General features: G+C 66.5%; 16 protein-coding genes, 2 tRNA genes and 1 pseudogene. 3 read left to right on the top strand and 16 right to left on the bottom strand.

Going from position 1 to position 19,810, the window contains the following annotated elements:
• The first annotated feature begins 2 nt into the window (after window positions 1-2).
• Window positions 3-1,610 (top strand): glucose-6-phosphate isomerase, encoded by a 1,608-nt coding sequence (gene pgi, locus ABNX41_RS08085; protein ID WP_438669212.1) that lies wholly within the window; start codon window positions 3-5, stop codon window positions 1,608-1,610.
• A 152-nt stretch (window positions 1,611-1,762) separates the two neighbouring features.
• On the opposite strand, the gene ABNX41_RS08090 is transcribed toward pgi, so the two are convergent.
• From ABNX41_RS08090 to eno, 11 genes are all read right to left on the bottom strand, one after another.
• Window positions 1,763-2,116: a RidA family protein gene (locus tag ABNX41_RS08090; RefSeq protein WP_438669213.1), complete on the bottom strand. Its 354-nt coding sequence runs from the start codon at window positions 2,114-2,116 to the stop codon at window positions 1,763-1,765.
• 120 nt (window positions 2,117-2,236) lie between these two features.
• On the bottom strand, window positions 2,237-2,551 hold the full coding sequence (locus tag ABNX41_RS08095) for a hypothetical protein (RefSeq protein ID WP_438669214.1): 315 nt from the start codon (window positions 2,549-2,551) through the stop codon (window positions 2,237-2,239).
• A 69-nt stretch (window positions 2,552-2,620) separates the two neighbouring features.
• A tRNA-Gly gene (locus ABNX41_RS08100) sits at window positions 2,621-2,694 on the bottom strand.
• Window positions 2,695-2,834: 140 nt separating this feature from the next.
• Entirely contained in the window at window positions 2,835-3,011 is a 177-nt protein-coding gene (locus ABNX41_RS08105) for a hypothetical protein (protein ID WP_438669215.1), read from the bottom strand.
• A gap of 188 nt (window positions 3,012-3,199) precedes the next feature.
• Window positions 3,200-4,201 carry a type I glyceraldehyde-3-phosphate dehydrogenase gene (gap, locus tag ABNX41_RS08110; RefSeq protein ID WP_438669216.1) on the bottom strand — a complete coding sequence of 334 codons (1,002 nt, stop codon included), beginning with the start codon at window positions 4,199-4,201 and terminating at the stop codon, window positions 3,200-3,202.
• Window positions 4,202-4,288: 87 nt separating this feature from the next.
• Window positions 4,289-4,432: a hypothetical protein gene (locus ABNX41_RS08115; RefSeq protein ID WP_438669217.1), complete on the bottom strand. Its 144-nt coding sequence runs from the start codon at window positions 4,430-4,432 to the stop codon at window positions 4,289-4,291.
• A 55-nt stretch (window positions 4,433-4,487) separates the two neighbouring features.
• Entirely contained in the window at window positions 4,488-5,489 is a 1,002-nt protein-coding gene (gene gap / locus ABNX41_RS08120) for a type I glyceraldehyde-3-phosphate dehydrogenase (RefSeq protein ID WP_438669218.1), read from the bottom strand.
• Window positions 5,490-5,651: 162 nt separating this feature from the next.
• Window positions 5,652-6,683 carry an EamA family transporter RarD gene (gene rarD, locus ABNX41_RS08125; protein ID WP_438669219.1) on the bottom strand — a complete coding sequence of 344 codons (1,032 nt, stop codon included), beginning with the start codon at window positions 6,681-6,683 and terminating at the stop codon, window positions 5,652-5,654.
• Window positions 6,684-7,252: 569 nt separating this feature from the next.
• Window positions 7,253-7,744: a cupin domain-containing protein gene (locus ABNX41_RS08130; protein ID WP_438669220.1), complete on the bottom strand. Its 492-nt coding sequence runs from the start codon at window positions 7,742-7,744 to the stop codon at window positions 7,253-7,255.
• A complete protein-coding gene (locus ABNX41_RS08135; RefSeq protein WP_438669221.1) occupies window positions 7,741-8,286 on the bottom strand; it encodes a pseudouridine synthase in 546 nt (181 codons plus the stop codon). The genes ABNX41_RS08130 and ABNX41_RS08135 overlap by 4 nt, the downstream gene beginning before the upstream one ends.
• 929 nt (window positions 8,287-9,215) lie before the next feature.
• Complete coding sequence (gene eno / locus ABNX41_RS08140; RefSeq protein WP_438669222.1) at window positions 9,216-10,496, bottom strand: phosphopyruvate hydratase; 1,281 nt, start codon at window positions 10,494-10,496, stop codon at window positions 9,216-9,218.
• 720 nt (window positions 10,497-11,216) lie between these two features.
• Between eno and ABNX41_RS08145 the strand changes: the two genes are divergently transcribed.
• Window positions 11,217-14,930, top strand: a complete 3,714-nt coding sequence (locus tag ABNX41_RS08145) for a vitamin B12-dependent ribonucleotide reductase (RefSeq protein ID WP_438669223.1) — start codon at window positions 11,217-11,219, stop codon at window positions 14,928-14,930.
• A gap of 28 nt (window positions 14,931-14,958) precedes the next feature.
• Here ABNX41_RS08145 and ABNX41_RS08150 read toward each other — a convergent pair.
• A pseudogene (locus tag ABNX41_RS08150) lies at window positions 14,959-15,288 on the bottom strand (transposase); the annotation flags it as partial.
• 701 nt (window positions 15,289-15,989) lie between these two features.
• Here ABNX41_RS08150 and ABNX41_RS08155 point away from each other — a divergent pair.
• Window positions 15,990-16,063, top strand: a tRNA-Cys gene (locus ABNX41_RS08155).
• A 62-nt stretch (window positions 16,064-16,125) separates the two neighbouring features.
• Here the strand turns inward: ABNX41_RS08155 and ABNX41_RS08160 are convergent.
• The 4 genes from ABNX41_RS08160 to ABNX41_RS08175 all read right to left on the bottom strand — a co-directional run.
• Window positions 16,126-17,004, bottom strand: a complete 879-nt coding sequence (locus tag ABNX41_RS08160) for a tyrosine-type recombinase/integrase (protein WP_438669224.1) — start codon at window positions 17,002-17,004, stop codon at window positions 16,126-16,128.
• 187 nt (window positions 17,005-17,191) lie between these two features.
• Window positions 17,192-18,265, bottom strand: a complete 1,074-nt coding sequence (locus ABNX41_RS08165; protein ID WP_438669225.1) for a plasmid recombination protein — start codon at window positions 18,263-18,265, stop codon at window positions 17,192-17,194.
• 287 nt (window positions 18,266-18,552) lie between these two features.
• Complete coding sequence (locus tag ABNX41_RS08170) at window positions 18,553-19,434, bottom strand: hypothetical protein (RefSeq protein ID WP_438669226.1); 882 nt, start codon at window positions 19,432-19,434, stop codon at window positions 18,553-18,555.
• A 136-nt stretch (window positions 19,435-19,570) separates the two neighbouring features.
• Window positions 19,571-19,810: hypothetical protein (locus ABNX41_RS08175; RefSeq protein ID WP_438669227.1), on the bottom strand; the 240-nt coding region annotated here is incomplete at its 5' end.

Consider the following 19,810-nt stretch of genomic DNA (forward strand, 5'->3'; position numbering starts at 1 on the left):
TCATGGACAGATGGGCGGGCCTGCGGGCCCATCACGCAAGCCTTGCGGATCGGTCGATCATGGGCCTTTTCGCCGCCGATCCCCGGCGGGCCGAGCGATTCTCGACCCGCGCCGACGGGCTGCTGTTCGACTGGTCGAAGACCGCGATCGACGACACCGCGCGCGACCTTCTGTTGCAGCTTGCGCGGGATTCGGGCCTGGGCGAGAAGCGCGCGGCGATGTTCGCGGGCCGAAAGATCAACGAGACCGAGGGCCGCGCCGTCCTGCATGTCGCCCTGCGCGCGGGCGAGGAGCACCGGATCCTCGTCGATGGCGAGGATGTGATCCCCGGCATCGCAAGGGTCAAGGCGCGGGTGGCCGCCTTCGCCGATGCCGTCCGCTCGGGCGCGTTCCGGGGGCAGGGCGGCGCGATCACCGATGTGGTGAACATCGGCATCGGCGGATCCGACCTGGGCCCCGCGATGGCGACGCTGGCGCTTGCGCCCTATCACGACGGGCCGCGGCTGCATTACGTCTCGAACGTGGACGGCGCGCATGTCCATGACGTGCTGCGGGGGCTGAACCCCGAGACGACGCTGGTCATCGTGGCCTCGAAGACCTTCACCACGGTCGAGACCATGGCCAATGCCGAAACCGCCCGGGCCTGGATGGCGGCGCGGGTGCGCGATCCGGGGGCGCAATTCGCCGCCGTCTCGACCGCGCTGGCGCGCACCGCGGATTTCGGCATCGCAGCCGAACGGGTGTTCGGTTTCGAGGATTGGGTCGGCGGGCGCTATTCGCTCTGGGGGCCGATCGGGCTTGGGCTGGTCCTTGCCATCGGGCCCGCGCGGTTCGAGGAATTCCTGTCCGGCGGGCGGGCAATGGACCGGCATTTCCTGGCGGCGCCCGAGGGGGGTAACCTGCCGGTCCTGCTGGCGCTGGTGGGGATCTGGCACAACCAGATCTGCGGCCATGCCACCCGCGCGGTCCTGCCCTATGAGCAGCGTCTGTCCCGGCTTCCGGCCTATCTCCAGCAACTTGAGATGGAATCGAACGGCAAGCGCACCGCGATGGACGGCAGCGATCTGGCGGTGCATTCCGGCCCGGTGGTCTGGGGTGAGCCCGGCACAAATGGCCAGCACGCCTTCTACCAGTTGATCCATCAGGGCACCCGCATCGTGCCTTGCGAATTCATGGTCGGAAAACACGGGCATGAGCTGGAGCTGGCCGATCAGCACCTGCTTCTGGTCGCCAATTGCCTTGCGCAATCCGAGGCACTTTTGCGCGGCCGCTCGCTGGATCAGGCGCGGGCGATGCTGCGGGAGAAGGGGATGGAGGGCGCGGAGCTTGAGCGTCAGGCCCGCCACCGCGTCTTTCCGGGGAACCGCCCCTCGACCACGCTCGCCTATGAGCGTCTGACCCCCTTCGTGCTGGGCCAGATCCTTGCGCTTTACGAGCATCGCGTCTTTGTCGAGGGGGTGATCCTTGGCATCAACTCCTTCGACCAATGGGGGGTGGAGCTGGGGAAGGAACTGGCGCTGGCGCTGCATCCGGTGTTGCAGGGCAAGGAGGGGGGCGCGGGGGACCGCGATGGCTCGACCGCGCAATTGCTGGATTTCCTGCGGCCCTGAGCGGCCCTGAGCAGCTTTGTGCCCGCCGGGTCCGGGCGGCGGCGGGGCCCGAGGGTCGGGGGCCGTGCGGCGGCTCGGTCCACTTCGCGCCCTCGGATCGAGCAATGAAAAAGGGGCCCGCAGGCCCCCTTTCCGCCCTCTGGCCCGGGCGCTTACTTCAGCGCGGCGGTGACGATGATTTCGACCTTGTAGGCGGGGGCGGCCAGTTTCGCCTCACCCGTAGCGCGGGCGGGGGTGTCGCCCTGCGGAACCCAGGCGTCCCAGACCGCGTTCATCTCGGCGAAATCGGCCATGTCGGCCAGCCAGATCTGGGTCGAGAGGATGCGGGTCTTGTCGGTCCCGGCCTCGGCCAGGATCCGGTCCACTTCGGCAAGGCACTGGCGGGTCTGGTCGGCCACGCTGTCGCCGGGATTGCCGACCTGGCCCGCCAGCCAGACGATGCCGTTATAGGCCACGGCCTCGGACATGCGGGCGCCGGTGCCGATACGCTTGATCTCGGTGGACATGATGTTCTCCTGCGGGGATGGGTGTCTTGTGCTCCTTCGCATAGAGCCTGGCGGGAGCGAAGGAAAGCCCGCCGGCCGTCCCGCCACCCGCCTCTCCGCCGGGGGCGCGGCGCGGTCCGCTCAATCCAGGCGGCGGCATTCGAAGGCCTCGCCCGAGGCGGGCGAGAACCATCCCATGGTGCCGTCCGGGTGCAGGGCGAGGAAGATCTGATAGCCATCCGCGAATCGCAGGATGAAGACATCGCCGTCGTGTTCGATCTCCTGGATCTCGATCGGGCCGGTGCCGGGATCGTAGCGCATGCCGTCGAAGACGAATTCGCCGATCTGGCAATCCCAGCGGCCCTCGAACGCCCGGGGCGTGCCGGCTGCGAGGGCGGGGGAGGAGGAGGCGAGGGCTGCGGCCAGGACGGCCATGCGGGACGGGATCCGGGTCATGCGAAACGTCTCTCTCGGGGCCGGGCCGTGCGCCGGTGCGGTGGATATCGTCGTTCCGATGGGAGAGGGTGGAGCGGGTAGCGGGAATCGAACCCGCGCCAAGAGCTTGGGAAGCTCGTGTGATACCATTTCACCATACCCGCATCACATGTTCCGTTTAGCGGCTGCGAGGCGGGATGGCAAGCGTCCCCGAAGGGCTGCCGGATGCCGGAACGGGCGGGGCCGTCTTGTCGCCCAAGCGGGGCGGTCTGCAGGTCGGGCCCGCCGGAGCGGGCGGGGCGGCTCAGGCCGTCTTGCCGCCGCGGCGGGGGCCATAGACCGCATCATGGGCGATGCGGGCGGCGTCTTCGGGGAAGATCGCCAGATCCAGCGCGACATCGCGGGGCAGGCGGGCGATCTCGTCCCGGGTGCGGCGGTAAAGGGCGCGCCTGCGCGCGGCTTCGCGGAATTTCTCGAACATGGTTTTTCCTTTATGGTTGGGGCAGGGCCATGCGGCCCCGCCCGATGTCCCATCCGAGATAATCGGCGATGATTGCGCTAACAACCCGGGCCGCCGCCAACCCCGCCATGCGTTGGCGGCATGGCGGGCGCCATGGAAAAGGGCCCCCGAAGGGGCCCCTTGCGGCGGTTTGCGGTCTGATCCCGGGATCAGATCAGCTTGCCCATGGCGACGGCGGTATCCGCCATCCGGCACGAAAAGCCCCATTCGTTGTCATACCACGACAGCACCGCGACCATGGTGCCATCCATCACCTTGGTCTGGTCGAGGTGGAATACGCTCGAACGCGGGTCGTGGTTGAAATCCGAGGACACGTTCTTGAACTTGGTATAGCCCAGCACGCCCTTGAGCGGCCCCTCGGCGGCGGCGGTGATCGCCTCGTTGATCTCGCCGACCGAGGTGGCCCGGGCGGCGATGAACTTCAGATCCACCACCGAGACATTCGGCGTCGGCACCCGGATCGCGAAACCGTCGAGCTTGCCCTTCAGCTCGGGCAGCACCAGCCCCACCGCCTTGGCCGCCCCGGTCGAGGTCGGGATCATCGAGAGCGCCGCCGCCCGGGCGCGGTAAAGATCCTTGTGCAGCGTGTCCAGCGTGGGCTGGTCGCCGGTATAGGAATGGATCGTGGTCATCATGCCTTTTTCGATGCCGATCGCGTCATGCAGCACCTTCGCCACCGGGGCGAGGCAGTTGGTGGTGCAGGAGGCGTTCGAGACCACCAGATCCCCGGCGGTCAGCACGTCATGGTTGACGCCGTAGACCACGGTCTTGTCGGCGCCGTCGCCGGGGGCCGAGATCAGCACCCGCTTCGAGCCGTTCTCAAGATGCGCGGCTGCCTTCTCGCGCGAATTGAAGATGCCGGTGCATTCCAGCGCGACGTCGACGCCCTCCCAGGGCAGTTCGGCGGGATTGCGGATCGCGGTGACCTTGATCTTGCCGCGCCCGGCGTCGATCCAGTCCTCGCCCGTGACGACCTCGCCGGGGAAACGGCCATGGACCGAATCGAAACGCAGAAGATGCGCGTTGGTCTCGACCGGGCCCAGGTCGTTCACCGCGACCACCTCGATATCGGTGCGACCCGATTCGATGATGGCACGCAGGACATTGCGTCCGATCCGTCCAAATCCGTTGATGGCAACCTTTACGACCATGACCAATACCTCCGGTGCTGCGGTCTTTCGCGCGTGCTGGCAGATCTTTGCCATCATCCACACGAATGCAACCGCAGTCTGACGCCTCTAGCGCCAGAAGGCCACCCATTCGATCAGGTCGAGGAAGCGCCCGGCCAGAAAAACGGCACCCTTGCCGCCGGTGAAAAGGAAATCCCCCGCCAGCGCGACCAGGATCGCCAGGGCAAGGACAAGGGCGGCGCGGTTGGTCAAGGCATCCTCACATCGCTGAAGGGCCCCGAGCGCGATGACCGGGGGCGCGGGCCGTTCAGCCCGCCAGCCGTCCCATCACTGCGGCCACATCGGCCATCCGGCACGAAAAGCCCCATTCGTTGTCATACCATGCCAGAACCCGGACGGAACGGCCAACCACCTTGGTCTGGTCGGGCGCGAAGATCGAGGAATGCGGCGTATGGTTGAAGTCGATCGAGACCTTCGGCTCTTCGTCATAGGCCAGGACCTTGCCCATATGGCCCTGGGCGGCCTCGCGCACGATCTCGTTCACCTCCTGGGCGGTGACGGATTTCTCGGCGATGAAGGTCAGGTCCACGGCCGAGACATTGGGGGTGGGCACCCGGATGGCCGAACCGTCGAGCTTGCCCTTCAGCTCGGGCAGCACCTCGCCAAGCGCGCGGGCGGCGCCGGTCGAGGTCGGGATCATCGCCATGGCGGCGGCGCGGGCGCGGTAGAGGTCCTTGTGGCGGCGGTCGAGCGTGGGCTGGTCGCCGGTATAGGAATGGATCGTGGTCATGATCCCCGATTCGATGCCGATGGCGTCGTTCAGCACCTTGGCGAGCGGCGCGAGGCAGTTGGTGGTGCACGACCCGTTCGAGATCACCAGATGCTCGGGCAGCAGGCCGCGATGGTTGACGCCGTAGACCACGGTGCGATCCACGTTCTTCGCGGGCGCCGAGACCAGCACCCGTTTCGCGCCACGCCCCAGATGAACGGCCGCCTTGGCGCGGTCGTTGAACTTGCCGGTGCATTCAAGGACGATGTCCACGCCCTCCCAGTCCAGCGTCTCGGGGTCGTAGCTCGACATCATGCGGATCGGCCCGCGGCCCAGATCCAGCCCGCCGTCGGTGACCTTCACCGTGCCGGGGAAGCGGCCGTGGACGGAATCGTATTTCAGCAGATGGGCGTTGGTCTCGACCGGGCCGGTGGCGTTGATCGCCACGACCTGCACGTCGTTGCGACCGGATTCGGCGATATGGGCAAGCGTGCAGCGGCCGATGCGGCCGAAGCCGTTGATGCCGAGGGTGATGGTCATGGCGGGGCCTCCGGGATTGCGAGTCTCAGCTTTGGGGCTCTGCTAATCGGTATGCCTTGGTATGCCTAGCCTGAAAACCCGGGATTTTCAGTTTGTTAGCGCAAACCTGCGCTGTTTGCGCTAACCTTGACGGCCCGCATCCGGGCTTTCGCCCCGATGCCTTTAGACTTGGGGCCCTCGCCCCTCGCTCCGCCCCTCGCCCCCGCGCAGCGCCAGCGTGTAGATGGCAAGCCCGGACCAGATCAGCCCGAAGGCCAGCAGCCGCCGCCCGCCGAAGGGCTCGCCGAAGACGAAGACGGCGGTCAGGAAGATCATGGTCGGCGCGATATATTGCATCATGGCGATGGTGGTCAGCCGCAGGCGCTTGGCGCCGTTGGCGTAAAGGATCAGCGGCACCGCCGTCACCACGCCGCAGCCCAGAAGCAGCAGGCTGTCCAGCGCGTTCCCGGTCAGGAAATGGCTTTCGCCGCGCAGGGCGAACCACAGGTAGAAGCCGATCCCGAAGGGCAGAAGGATCAGCACCTCAAGCGCGAAACCCTGGTTGGGGCCGATCGGCAGGGCGCGCTTGAAATAGGCGTAGAAGCCGAAGGTCAGGGTCAGCGACAGCGCGACCAGCGGCAGGGAGCCCGCCTCCCATGTCACCAGCGCGACGCCCCCGGCGGCCAGCCCGAGCGCGAGCCATTGCGTGGGCCGCAGCCGCTCGCCCAGAAGCACGGCGCCCAGGAAGACCGAGAACAGCGGGTTGATGTAATAGCCTAGCGCGGCGTCGAGCGCCCGGCCCGCGCCCACGGCCCAGACATAGATCCCCCAGTTGACCGAGATCAGCGCCGCGTTCACCGCGGCCATCGCCAGCATGCGGGGCTGGCGCAGCGCCGCGCGCAGGTCCGAGGTCCGCCCCAACCAGATCAGGACCCCAAGCGCCACCGGCACCGACCAGATCACCCGATGCGCCACGACCTCGACCGGGGCCACATGCGACAGCGCCTTCATGTAGACCGGCAGCAGGCCCCAGAGCAGATAGGCGCCAAGGGCGTAGAAAAAGCCGGTCCGGCTTTCGGACCTGGCGCTTTCGGACCTGGCGCTTTCGGATTGGGCGCTTTCGAAGGCGGGGCCTTCGTAACCGGCGCCCGGGCCCAAGGCGGCGGATCGGCCCGCGACGGCGGGGGGCAGGCTGTTCGGGGCGGGGTTTTCCATATCCCGGGTCATAGGACGGCGCCGGGCCCTGCGCCATGGCGATCTTGTGCCGGACACAATCGCGGTCCGCGCGGCCTCGATCCCGGCCGGTGCCGACGCCCGGCGGTTGTCGATCGCACGGCCGGATGTTACGGTTCGGGGGCTCTGGCCCCGGGGAAAAGGGGGGACGCCCATGGCCGTCCGGTGTGCTGGTCCCGGTCCGCTTCCAGAGCAATTCCCCATTCCCGAGCGCATCCTTCTTCGGGAGCCTCCCGCGACCCGCATCGGGGAGCCGGTATCGGTCGACCATGTCCCGGATAGCTATCTCGCCGAGGCATCGGGGGTCGTATCGCCGGAACGGGTGCCAACAATCCGGTTTCAACGCCCGAGGCTGAGGAAGGAACTTCCATCTGCCAAAGCCTTTGCTGGCGCGACCGGGGGGGGCGCTGCAGCATTCTCTCGCTCAAACACTCTCGTGGGAAGCGCCGGGCGTCGATCCGCGCGCGGGCGCCGACTCTGTGGCCAGCCTCGCGCCACTTGCGCCTCATCGACGGACCCGTGGCGGCGCCGTTCCCTTTCCGGCGAGGCAATCAGGCCGGGGGCAGGGTCCAGCCCTCGGGCGCGAGTTCGAAGCCCTCGAACCGGAAGCCCGGGCTGACCGTGCAACTGACCAGCGTCCAGGCGCCGTGGCTTTCGGCCGCCTGCCACCAGCCCCGGGGCACCAGGGCCTGCACGCTTTCGCCCGCCGCCACATCGGGGCCGAGCCGGGTCGTGCGGTGGCTGTCGAGCCCCATCCTCAGCGCAAGCGGCGCGCCCGCGTGCCAGAGCCAGATCTCGTCGGCATCGACCCGGTGCCAGTGGCTGCGCTCTCCCGCGCGCAAGAGGAACAGGATCGCCGTTCCCGAAGCGCGGCGGCTGCCATCCGCAAGCGTCACCTCGGGGCCGATCCAGGTCTGGCGATACCAGCCGCCCTCGGGATGGGGCCGAAGGTCGAGCCGGGCAATGAGGTTTCGGGCCGTTCCATCCGCTGCCGGGCCTGGGGCGGGTGCGCGGGTCTTCTCGGGGTCGGTTTCCGGGGTCATGCCTCTCTCCATGTGCCGGGGGCCAGGCCCTCCAGCGTCCAGTCGCCCACCCGCCAGCGGATCAGCCGCAGCGTCGGATGGCCGACGGCGGCGGTCATGCGGCGGACCTGGCGGTTGCGGCCCTCGCGGATCGTCAGCTCCAGCCAGGTGTCGGGGATCGACGGCCGCACCCGGATCGGCGGCTCGCGCGGCCAGAGCCAGCCGGGCGCATCCACCAGCCGGGCGCGGGCGGGCAGGGTGGGGCCGTCCTTGAGCGTGACGCCCTCTTCCAGCGCGCGTAGCGCGGCGGCGTCGGGGATGCCCTCGACCTGGGCGAGATAGGTCTTCGCGGTCTTGTGGCGCGGGTCCGAGATCCGGGCCTGAAGCCGCCCGTCGTCGGTCAGCACCACCAGCCCCTCGCTGTCGCGGTCGAGGCGGCCCGCGGGATAGACCCCCGGCAGGTCCAGCACCGCCGAAAGCGTCGGGCGGGGCGAGGGGCTCTTCAGGTCGGTGAACTGGCAGAGCATGTCATAGGGCTTGTTCAGAAGGATCAGGCGGCGCATGGCATGGGTGTGCCATGACGGGGCCGGAAAGGGAATGGCGGGGTTGGGCGGTTCCGCCCCCCGGCGCCGGAGACCGGGCGGATGGCAGGGGCCAGGCAGATGGGGCCGACGTACAGGCCGGTCCGAATCGTTCCGGCCCTGTGCCCTGCGCCCCCCTTGCGACCTGGCGCTGCAGGGGCCCGGGCGTCGCGCCGCAGGACCGGGCATTGCAACGACCGGCCGCTCCGGGTCCCTCCCGGAGAGGCAAGCGCACGGGCTGGTCGAGATCAGCCGATCCAAGGGGCGCGGCAGGTAAGGGGGGGGGCTTTTCGGCGCAATCGTAGGCTCGTGTCGCGCGGCGGTCCCGCTTTCATGCGAGCGGACTTTCCGGCGCTGTCCATCGGGCCGGTCTTGCTGTGGCAGCCAGTGGGACCGATCCCCGTGCCGGGCAGCGCCGAGGGTTGGTGTGCCGCCCGGCCTTGCCACGCCAGTGTCGGAGAGGGCAGGCCGCGCAACGGAGTGGGCAGGTCGCCACACAGCCGGGAAGGCGGGTCGCGCGAAGGCTGGTCGGGGACAAGATGTCGGTGGAGGCGTTGACACCAGGGCGTTGGGTGAGGCGGCTTCCTGGCCCTGTGGCCCTGTGGCCCTGTGGCCCTGTGGCCCTGTGGCCCTGTGGCCCTGGCGAGGTCGACTTCGGGCCCGTCCCGCAGCGGTCTGGCACGGACTTGCAGGCCGAAGTGTTTGCAGAACCGTGCGATTGCAAGACATTGCGCTTGCAAAAGACGAACGGGCGCCCGGGGGGCGCCCGTCCATGGTCGGGCTATGTCACGGCGCTGCGCCGCAGCGGGGCGCGCGTCCTGCGCGCTCGGGCGTTCTCCGCGCCCGGCCCCGTCAGGCCGTATCCGCGCCCGGCGGCGCGAGGCGTATCGGGCGCGATCCTCCCGCCGCCCTCAGGCGTTCTTCAGGATCGCGCGGCCGCCATATTCCGCCGTCTCGCCCAGCAATTCCTCGATGCGGATCAACTGGTTGTATTTCGCCAGCCGGTCCGAGCGCGCAAGGCTGCCGGTCTTGATCTGGCCGCAGTTGGTCGCGACCGCCAGATCCGCGATGGTGGCATCCTCGGTCTCGCCCGAGCGGTGGCTCATCACATTGGTATAGCGCGCGCGATGCGCCATCTCGACCGCCTCCAGCGTCTCGGTCAGGGTGCCGATCTGGTTGACTTTCACCAGCATGGAATTCGCCACGCCCGCCTTGATGCCCTCGGCCAGCCGGCGCGGGTTGGTCACGAAAAGGTCGTCGCCCACCAGTTGCACCTTGCCGCCCAGCCGGTCGGTCAAAAGCTTCCAGCCCGCCCAGTCGTCCTCGGACATGCCGTCCTCGATCGAGATGATCGGATAGTCGTTGCACAGCGCGACGAGGTAATCGGCGTTCTCCTCGGGGGTCAGGCTCAGCCCCTCGCCCTTCATCTCGTATTTGCCGCCCTTGAAATATTCGGTCGAGGCGCAGTCGAGCGCGAGGAAGATGTCCTCGCCCGGGGCATAGCCGGCCTTTTCGATGGCCTTGAGGATGAAGTCGAGCGCGACCCGCGCCGAGGAGAGGTTGGGCGCGAAGCCGCCCTCGTCGCCGATGCCGGTGGAAAGGCCCGCCGAGGACAGCTCTTTCTTCAGGGTGTGGAACACCTCCGATCCCATCCGCACCGCGTCGCGGATGTTCTCGGCGCCGACCGGCATGATCATGAATTCCTGGATGTCGATCGGATTGTCGGCATGTTCGCCGCCGTTGATGATGTTCATCATCGGCACCGGCAGCACCCGGGCCGAGGTGCCGCCGACATAGCGGTAAAGCGGCTGGGACGAGAATTCCGCCGCCGCCTTCGCGACCGCCAGGCTGACGCCCAGGATCGCATTGGCGCCCAGGCGGGCCTTGTTGGGCGTGCCGTCCATCTCGATCATGGTGCGGTCGATGCCGACCTGTTCGGTGGCGTCGTAGCCCACCAGTTCCTCGGCGATCTCGCCGTTGACGGCGGCGACGGCCTCAAGGACGCCCTTGCCCAGGTAGCGCGTCTTGTCGCCGTCGCGCTTCTCCACCGCCTCATGCGCGCCGGTCGATGCGCCCGAGGGCACGGCGGCGCGGCCGAAGGCGCCGCTCTCCAGCGTCACATCCACCTCGACGGTGGGATTGCCCCGGCTGTCGAGGATCTCGCGGGCGTGAATGTCGATGATCGTGCTCATGGGGCCTCCGGCGCGACGGGGTTGAATGCGCCCCCGGTTTAGCGGGAGCGGGGCCGCAGGGAAAGGCGGCTTGCGCTAACAGTCGGGGCGCCGTGGCATGCCGGTGCCGCTGCCCGATTCCCGGGCGGTTCCGGCGGGGGCCGCCGGTTCGCGGCCTTCGAGGCGCTCTGCGGCCGGGCTGCGGCGATCCGTCCCGCCCGCGCGCGGCGCGGCGGAGAATCGCCGGGGGCGCGGATCGGAGGCCGGGCGCGTAGCGTTCATGCCCGGCCTGAGCCGCGCGCGCCAAGAGGCGGCACTTTCGGCGAAAATTCCGCGCGGCCGCGAACACCCTCGCCGCCGTGCGGCGGCAGGGGTTCGGCGCGCGGCGGCGCAGGGGGGGCGGGGAAGGCCCGGCGCCGCCCGGGCCCGTCGACGGGGTCAAGCGAAAAAAACCGCACCCCCTGTCAAAAAACGCGTTGAAGCGGGTCGGTTTCTACGACAGTTTGTCCGGGCAGCGCGGCGGGCCACAAAATCTAGCGCGCCGCGGGCGCAGGGATCCCGACAATCCGGCAGGCGTTTCACCCCCTTGCCGTCCCGCCCGGCCCCTTCGGGACGGGAGGGGATTTCCCGTTGCACAGCCCCGGCGCCGGGAATCGACCGGCCCGCGCTGCTTCGGCGTAATTTCAGGGCGCCCGCCGGGACCGGCGGCCGGGCCCCGGTGCAAAGGGAACCAGTGCGGCCATGAAGATCGAGCGCAGATTGACCACCGAGGCCGCAGGCGCCTATGGCGCCATGGCCTTCACGCTGACCAGCTCCGAGATCCGCAACCCCGATGGCCGGATCGTTTTCCGCAACGACGCCGTCGAGGTGCCCGAGGGCTGGAGCCAGGTCGCCTCGGACGTGCTGGCGCAGAAGTATTTCCGCCGGGCGGGCGTGCCCGCGCGGCTGAGGAAGATCCGCGAAAAGGGCGTGCCCGAGTTCCTGTGGCGCTCGGCCCCCGACGAGGCGGCGCTGGCGCTTTTGCCCGAAGCGGAACGGTTCACCGGCGAGACCTCGGCCCGGCAGGTCTTCGACCGGCTGGCGGGGGCCTGGACCTATTGGGGCTGGAAGGGCGGCTGCTTCGGCTCGGAATCCGATGCGCGGGCCTATCTGGACGAGATGCGGCACATGCTCGCGCGGCAGATGGCGGCGCCCAACAGCCCGCAATGGTTCAACACCGGCCTGCATTGGGCCTACGGCATCGACGGGCCGGGGCAGGGCCATTTCCATGTCGATCCGCGCACGGGCCGCCCGGTCCGTTCGGACAGCGCCTATGCCCGCCCCCAGCCGCATGCCTGTTTCATCCAGTCGGTCTCGGACGATCTGGTGAACGAGGGCGGCATCATGGACCTGTGGATCCGCGAGGCGCGGCTGTTCAAATACGGCTCGGGCACCGGCACCAACTTTTCCTCGCTGCGCGCGGAGGGCGAGCGGCTTTCGGGCGGCGGCCGGTCCTCGGGGCTGATGGGGTTCCTCAGGATCGGCGACCGCGCGGCGGGGGCGATCAAATCCGGCGGCACCACGCGCCGCGCCGCCAAGATGGTGATCTGCGACATGGATCACCCCGATATCGAAGCTTTCATCAACTGGAAGGTGATCGAGGAGCAGAAGGTCGCCTCGCTCGTCGCCGGATCGAAGGCGCATGAGCTGCGCCTGAACGAGATCTTCGCCGCCATCCGCGCCTGGGACGGCTCGGCCGAGGATTCGGTCGATCCCGCCAGGAACCCCGCCCTGAAGGCCGCGATCCGCGCCGCCCGCAAGGCGATGATCCCCGACACCTATACCAACCGTGTGCTGCAATATGCCGCCCAGGGCTACGACAGCATCGAATTCCCCACCTATGACACCGATTGGGACAGCGAGGCCTATGTCACCGTCTCGGGCCAGAATTCCAACAATTCGGTGCGGGTGACCGACGCCTTCCTGCGCGCCGTGCGCGAGGACCTGCCCTGGGCATTGCTGCGCCGCACCGATGGCGGGGTGGCAAAGACCGTCCGCGCCCGCGCGTTGTGGGACCAGGTTGGCCATGCCGCCTGGGCCTGCGCCGATCCCGGCATCCAGTTCCACGACACGGTGAACGCCTGGCACACCTGCCCCGAGGACGGGCCGATCCGGGGCTCGAACCCCTGTTCGGAATACATGTTCCTCGACGATACCGCCTGCAACCTGGCCTCGATGAACCTGCTGGCCTTCTATCGCGACGGCGGTTTCGACGCCGAGACCTATATCCACGCCTGCCGCCTCTGGACGCTGACGCTTGAGATTTCGGTGATGATGGCGCAGTTCCCATCGCGGGAGATCGCGCAGAAATCGCATGATTTCCGCACCCTGGGCCTGGGATATGCCAATATCGGCGGGCTCTTGATGAACATGGGGCTGGGCTATGACAGCGCCGAGGGCCGGGCGCTGTGCGGCGCGCTGACCGCGATCATGACCGGCGTCGCCTATGCCACCTCGGCCGAGATGGCGGGCGAGCTTGGCGCCTTCGCGGGCTTCGCGAAGAACCGCGACCACATGCTGCGGGTAATCGCCAACCACCGCGCCGCCGCCTGGGGCACGGGGGAATATGCCGGGCTGAACGTGGCCCCGGTGGCGCTGGATGCCGAGAATTGCCCCGATCCGGCGCTGGTGGCGCTGGCGCGCTCGGCCTGGGACGAGGCGCTCGCGCTCGGCACCCGGCAGGGCTTTCGCAATGCCCAGGTCTCGGTCCTTGCCCCCACCGGCACGATCGGCCTGGTGATGGATTGCGACACCACCGGGATCGAGCCCGATTTCGCGCTGGTGAAGTTCAAGAAGCTGGCGGGCGGGGGCTATTTCAAGATCATCAACCAGTCGGTCCCGGCCGCGCTTGAGGCGCTTGGCTATGCGCCCCATCAGGTGGCCGAGATCGTCGCCCATGCCGTGGGCCATGCCAGCCTGGCGCAGGCCCCCGCGATCAACCACACCGCGCTGGTCGGCCACGGATTCGGCCCGCGCGAGATCGAGAAGATCGAGGTCGCGCTGCCCGCAGCCTTCGACATCCGCTTCGTCTTCAACCAATGGACGCTGGGCGAGGCCTTCTGCAAGGAAAGCCTGGGCATCCCGGCGGCGAAGCTCGCCGATCCGACCTTCGACCTTCTGCGCCACCTGGGCTTCACCCGCGCCCAGATCGAGGCCGCGAACGACCATGTCTGCGGCACCATGACGCTGGAGGGCGCGCCGCACCTGCAGCCGCGGCATTACCCGGTCTTCGACTGCGCCAATCCCTGCGGCAAGACCGGCACCCGGTTCCTGTCGGTCGAAAGCCATATCCGCATGATGGCGGCGGCGCAGAGCTTCGTCTCGGGCGCGATCTCGAAGACGGTGAACATGCCGAATGCGGCCCGGATCGAGGATGTGCTGGACGCCTATGCGCTGTCGCATTCGCTTGGCGTCAAGGCCAATGCGATCTACCGCGACGGCTCGAAACTCTCGCAGCCGCTGGCCTCGGCCCTGATCGAGGACGACGAGAAGGCGGAAGAGATCCTCGCCGCCGGCAGCGCGCAGGAAAAGGCCGTGGTGCTGGCCGAGAAGATCGTCGAGAAGGTGATCGTGCGGGAAATCGTCCGCTCGCATCGCGAGAAACTGCCCGAACGGCGCAAGGGCTATACCCAGAAGGCGGTGGTCGGCGGCCACAAGGTCTATCTGCGCACCGGCGAATACCAGGACGGCAGCCTGGGCGAGATCTTCATCGACATGCACAAGGAGGGTGCGGGTTTCCGCGCCATGATGAACAATTTCGCCATCGCGGTCTCGGTCGGGCTGCAATACGGCGTGCCGCTGGAGGAATTCGTCGAGGCCTTCACCTTCACCCGGTTCGAGCCCGCCGGAATGGTGCAGGGCAACGATTCGATCAAGAATGCCACCTCGATCCTCGACTATATCTTCCGCGAGCTGGCGATCTCCTACCTCGACCGCACCGATCTGGCCCATGTCGCCCCCAAGGGCGCGAGTTTCGACGATCTGGGCCATGGCGAGGGTGGGGGCGAGGGAGAAGGCCGGGGGCAGGGCGGCGCGAACATCGACCGGGTCAGCGAGGCGGCGGCGGTGAAATCGGTGGAACTGCTGAAGTCGATCTCCTCGACCGGCTATCTGAGAAAGCGCCTGCCGCAAGAGCTGATGCCCCTGCGCGGCGGGGATGCGACCGGCGGCGATCCCGTGAGCGCGTTGAACATGCTGGTGCCGCAGACTCTGGTGCCGCAAACCCGGGCCGCGGGCTTCGCCGACGCCGCCCCGGCCTTCGCGCCGAAAGCGGCAGGCACCGAGGGCGCGCGCAGCCGGGCCAAGATGCAGGGCTATACCGGCGACCCGTGCGGCGAATGCGGCAATTACACGCTTGTCCGAAACGGCACCTGCCTGAAATGCAACACCTGCGGCGGCACGACCGGGTGTAGCTGAGGCGGTCCGGGCGCTGTTATGCCCGTATGCCCGGACGGGCGCGGGCATGGACGTGTCGTTTGATGATGACGCTGTTGGCACCGATGATCAGCAAGCGCCGCAGGGATCGCTCGCCCATCTTTGTCGTGGCCGCGAGCCGTTGTTTGCCACCGGTCGAATGCTTCCGTGGCACCAGGCCGAGCCAGGCTTCGAAGTCCCGCGCCCTTCGGAACGTCTCGGGCGGTGGTGCAAGGACGGCCAAGGCTGTGGCGATAATTGGGCCGATCCCTGGCAACGTCATCAGGCGCCGGGCGACATCGCTCTCTTTCGCCCGGCGGGCGATCTCGGCATCGAGCCTGGGGATTTCCCCCTCGATATGGACAAAGCCGTCCTCGGAGAACCGGAATGCTCGGGTAGCTTTACGGCGCTAGGAGCACCCATCACTCAGGCGGCAGGATAGGTTTGCCCGGGGAAAGGGAGGCTGCGACCCTCAGCCGATTCGTGAAACGCAGCCGTCGTCGCGCCGCTTTCCTGATCCACGAAAAGACGTGGGGGCTGCCGCGGCTTTGCCAAGAAATCGCGGCCCATCGAAGGTCAAACATGCGCCTCTTCGGTCTCGTCGCGAAAGACCATCTCTCCGGTCTCCGGGCCGCCAATCCCATCCCGCCTCCGCCAGACCTGGGGAATGATCCGCCGCCCAGCCAAAGGGGGAGGCTTCCCGCGCTCCTGTTGCCGCGCCGAGGATGACTGCAGCCGAAGTGACCAAGATCTTGCTATGCATGTGTTTTCCGTCGTCCAGCTTGCCTGCGTCACCCCAAGCCGACCTCAAAAACGCAGTGGAGGGCGCCTTGGATCATCCCGCCGCACCGTGTTGCGAGGTGAAACCTCGCCGCCTTGCGCCTGCAATAGGCTGCGGGTTTCGGAGCCAGAGCCTCTCGGCAAGGATGCAGCGTTCCGCGCGGAGCCGTGACCAGAAAAATCGCTAAGGTCCGGTCGCGGCGTCAAGACCAACGAGCCGGACAGCCGGAGTGATGACGGCTTGACGCCCGCGCCGGAAAAACCTAATGAGGCGGCTGTTCCGGCGGGTTGGCGGAGAGGTTACGCAGCGGATTGCAAATCCGTGAAGACCGGTTCGATTCCGGTACCCGCCTCCAAATCTTTTCAAACACTTAGCTATCCTCTCGTTGCTGAACGGCCCAGCCGTTTACAGTTGCGTTTACAGTTTTGTTCCTGATGTGCCCTTTTGGGCGCGTGCCAGCTTGACCAGAACCGCGTCAGACTCGTCCGGTGAAACCCTCGCGTAATGCTCGATGATCGCTGCGGCATGGCGCACGCTCCAGCCCATGTGGGCGGCAATCTCGGCCAGTGACAGGTCAGCGTTGAGAAGGCGGGTTGCAGCCGTCCCACGAGCGTCTTGCAAGCGTAGATCGTAACCCAAGGCCTCTGGCGTCAACCCAGCCTTGTCACGCCACTGGCGCAAGCCCTCCGAAGCGCGATGCTCTTTCAAAACGCCGCCGCTGGCGTTGACCAAGATCAGCAGCCTGTCCCGAGGTGTCGCATCCAGAATAGCGCCCATTTCCGGCGTCACCGGGATAGTGGCTGCCCGTTTGCGCTTATTGGTGCGCACACGGATGCGCCGCCCCTTCGGTGTTTCCTCGATATGCGACCACGACAGCCGGATCAAATCTCCAACTCGCAGGCCCGTCTCGCAGGCCGTCGTCAGTATGCGAGTAACCCACTCGGGCGCGATAGCGACAACGGCGTTGCGTTGGGCTGCGGTCCAGACAATTTCAGAACGGTCCACTTCATAAACCTTTGTAAATCCGGCGCAATGATGCTGCCTGATCCTGCCCGCATCCTTCCATGCCCAGTTCAGAACCCGTGTCACGACAGTCCCGGCATAGTCATATTGCTTCGGGGAATGGCCCCACTGCTTGCGCCATTCATTGACCTCGCCGCGCGACTCCGGCTCCTCGAACATCGCCGCAGGATCGTCCTTGAACGCCTCGGCGAAGCGCAGAGCCCATTTGCGATAATCGTCTCTAGTGCGTTTTCCTTTCGGCATATGCGGCGAGGACAGGAAGTCGTCCACCATCGTCGAGGTCATATAGGCCGAGGGCCTCGGCAGTTTGATCACCTCTGCAAAAGCCGCATGGAAGGCTGGCTCGTTCGGATAGTGCTTTGTGTCACTCCAGAACTTTGGGCCACCACGCCAAGCGTAGAAGTGGAAGACAACCCCATCCGCGCGCACCTTGCGTACTGCGTGGACGCCTTTGGGTAAGCTAGGACACCTCAACATTCTGACGGATTTTCAGCGCGGCCCGCTCGGCATTGGCGACGAGATCTGCGGCATCTTTCTTACCCTTCTCCCGAACTCTTCTGGCCTCCTCCTCCGCAGCGGCCCGCCGGGCTGCTGCTTCCTTTTCCTGCGCCACAGCAAGGACCGCGAGCCGGTCACGTTCCTGCGCGGCAAGAAGCCTGTCGTCCTCGGCCTCATTATGCAGGGCTTCGGCCTGATCGAGCCTCGCCGCCAGTTCGTCCGCCGCAACCTTAATAGAGCGGGCCAAATCATCTTCCCGACCTTCGAGGTCATCTGTCAGTCCCTTGATCGTCTGCATCATCTTGGCCATGTGCGAGGCTTGGGCTTTCTCCTCGCGCCACTGCTGGCGCGACAGGCGCTTGCGCTTTGGCCCTGTGCGGGTCAGGCCCGAAGGGATGCCCACCCGGAGGTGATAGTCGTCCTGAAGCTCTCTCGCCCGGCTACGATAGGCGGCATTGCCGATTTTCACCGCGATCTTGTCCGGCTCCCCCTCGGCCCGTGCCGCGTCTTCCGCTGTAATCTTCGCCACCCAAGACGGGTTCAAATGCCGCGCCTCGCAGGCGGGATCATCCAAGGGCAGGATATAGGCGTGGATATGGGGATGCTCTTCATCGCTATGCTCGATCACGCTGACGAGTTGATCGCCGAAAAGGTCCCGCAGATAGGCCACATTGCGGGCGACCCATGCATCATAGTCGGCGCGCGCTTCCGGATTGGCGTTGATCTGCGTCGTCAGATACGGGTGCGAAGCCACAGCAGTCATCAACGTGTGGCGATCCTTGCGGATGCCGCGCATTGCCGTGATGCCGTCCTTGAGCGTGACCTCGCAACGGCCCGCCGCGACCATCGCGTCATGTCGGATTTGGACCTCGGCAGGCGAAAGCCCGAAGATCACCCGGCAGGGCTTAGGGGCCGGCACATGGTGGGAGAATTCCGGCAAGCGGGCGGCTTCGCCCAGCACCTGCGCGATGGATTGCCCGGCTTTGTTGGGCTTGCGGGAATAGGATTGAAGATGGAAAAACTGGGGTCCGGCCATGTGTCAGCCCCCGTTCCCAAAGAAACGCAATACTGACCGACTATTATGTTGTGAACAACATGTCGGTAAGGGCGCTGCGCCCCTCAACCCAGCCAGCGGCTGCGCCGCCGATCCGTTACGGATCGAAGCCTCCGATGGAGGCTGCAAACCCCGACCTCCGCCAGCCTCGTGGTGGGCGCTGCGGTCGGGGTTTGCGAAGCGATTGCCTCGTATACTGTGCCAATGCTCGTTGGCCGGATCAAGCCACGCGACAGCGCAGACACCCGCGCCGATGGTGTTGCCCCAACTCATGGCATCACCCCCGCTGCTTGCGCTTGTTCTCGCGTGACAAGCCCCCGCTTAACAGCTTCTGCCGCGCGCTTGAGGGGGACGTGCCTGCACATATCGCTGCGCTCTTGGATCCATTTGGCGGCGTTCGCGATGATCGTTTCATCGTTCACTTTGTCCCGCGCCTCGGCCTCTGAGCGTTGCTGACGATGCGCCTCGACGTATCGCCGCCATCTGCCAACACGCAGCCAGTTATCGAAGAACATGACGGTCCTGCGGGTGTACTCGGCAGTTTCTTCGGTATAGGCTTTTGCGGCGATGACCAACTCGTCGCGGGACGCCTCCGACAAGGCCGCTGCAAGATGCCGCCTGCACGCTGCACGATCCCTGCGCCGGTCGCTTGGGAAGGCATCCCAGATCGGCTGCAAATCTTCCTCTTCAGCCTCGGACTGCGCATGCCGCGAGGGAGGATGATTCATAGGGTTGTTCATAGGATTGTTTGGGGGTCGCTGTGACCCCGGTGGGGGGCTCACCCTGACACCGGTTGCAGGTGCTGGCTGAACCGGGTTCACTGTGACCCCGGTTGCAGATATGGCCTTGGCGGGTAGAAGCGGCTCCAGTTCGTCGACCACTTCGAGTGCGATACGGTAAATCACGGTCTGACCGTGGCGCGAAGTTTCACGCATACCGATTGCGACCAGAATACCCTCGGCCAGAAAATCGCGGATCGTGCGCTTAACAGTCGCGAGGCTCAGTTCGGTGTCCCGCGCGATGGTGTGCTTGGAACACCAGATGCCGCTCCCGTCATCGCCTGCCTTGTTCGCAAGATACATCGCGATTTGTTTGCGCGGCGCGCTGCCAAATTTCCGGTTCGAACAGCGGGATTCAACATGATAGCTCATCGTTCAACCCCCACAAAACTTGCGTCACAGGGGCCGCTGATGTAGAATCCAAAGCTGTCGAGACTTTGATTGTTGCCGGGGTGGGCGTGCCCCGCTTCGGCACTTTCACCTCGGGTCGAGAATCGGTTTTGGCCGTTTACACACTGCTCATAAGCCGTTGATTTTCGACCGTGAACAAACCGGGGGCGTTTACAGCCATCTTCAATGATTTCAACGCTTCGATCCGGATTGCAAATCCGTGAAGACCGATTTTAATAGCCCCATGTTTTTTGGCCGCCTTTTTTGCTAATTTTGAGGCAAGGAGGCCATGATGGGCACAGGCTTTTTCAGCGACGACTTCAAGCGTGACGCGGTCGCTCAGATCACCGAGCGGGGC

The organism is Pseudogemmobacter sonorensis (assembly GCF_042762395.1).
Lineage (GTDB): Bacteria > Pseudomonadota > Alphaproteobacteria > Rhodobacterales > Rhodobacteraceae > Pseudogemmobacter > Pseudogemmobacter sonorensis.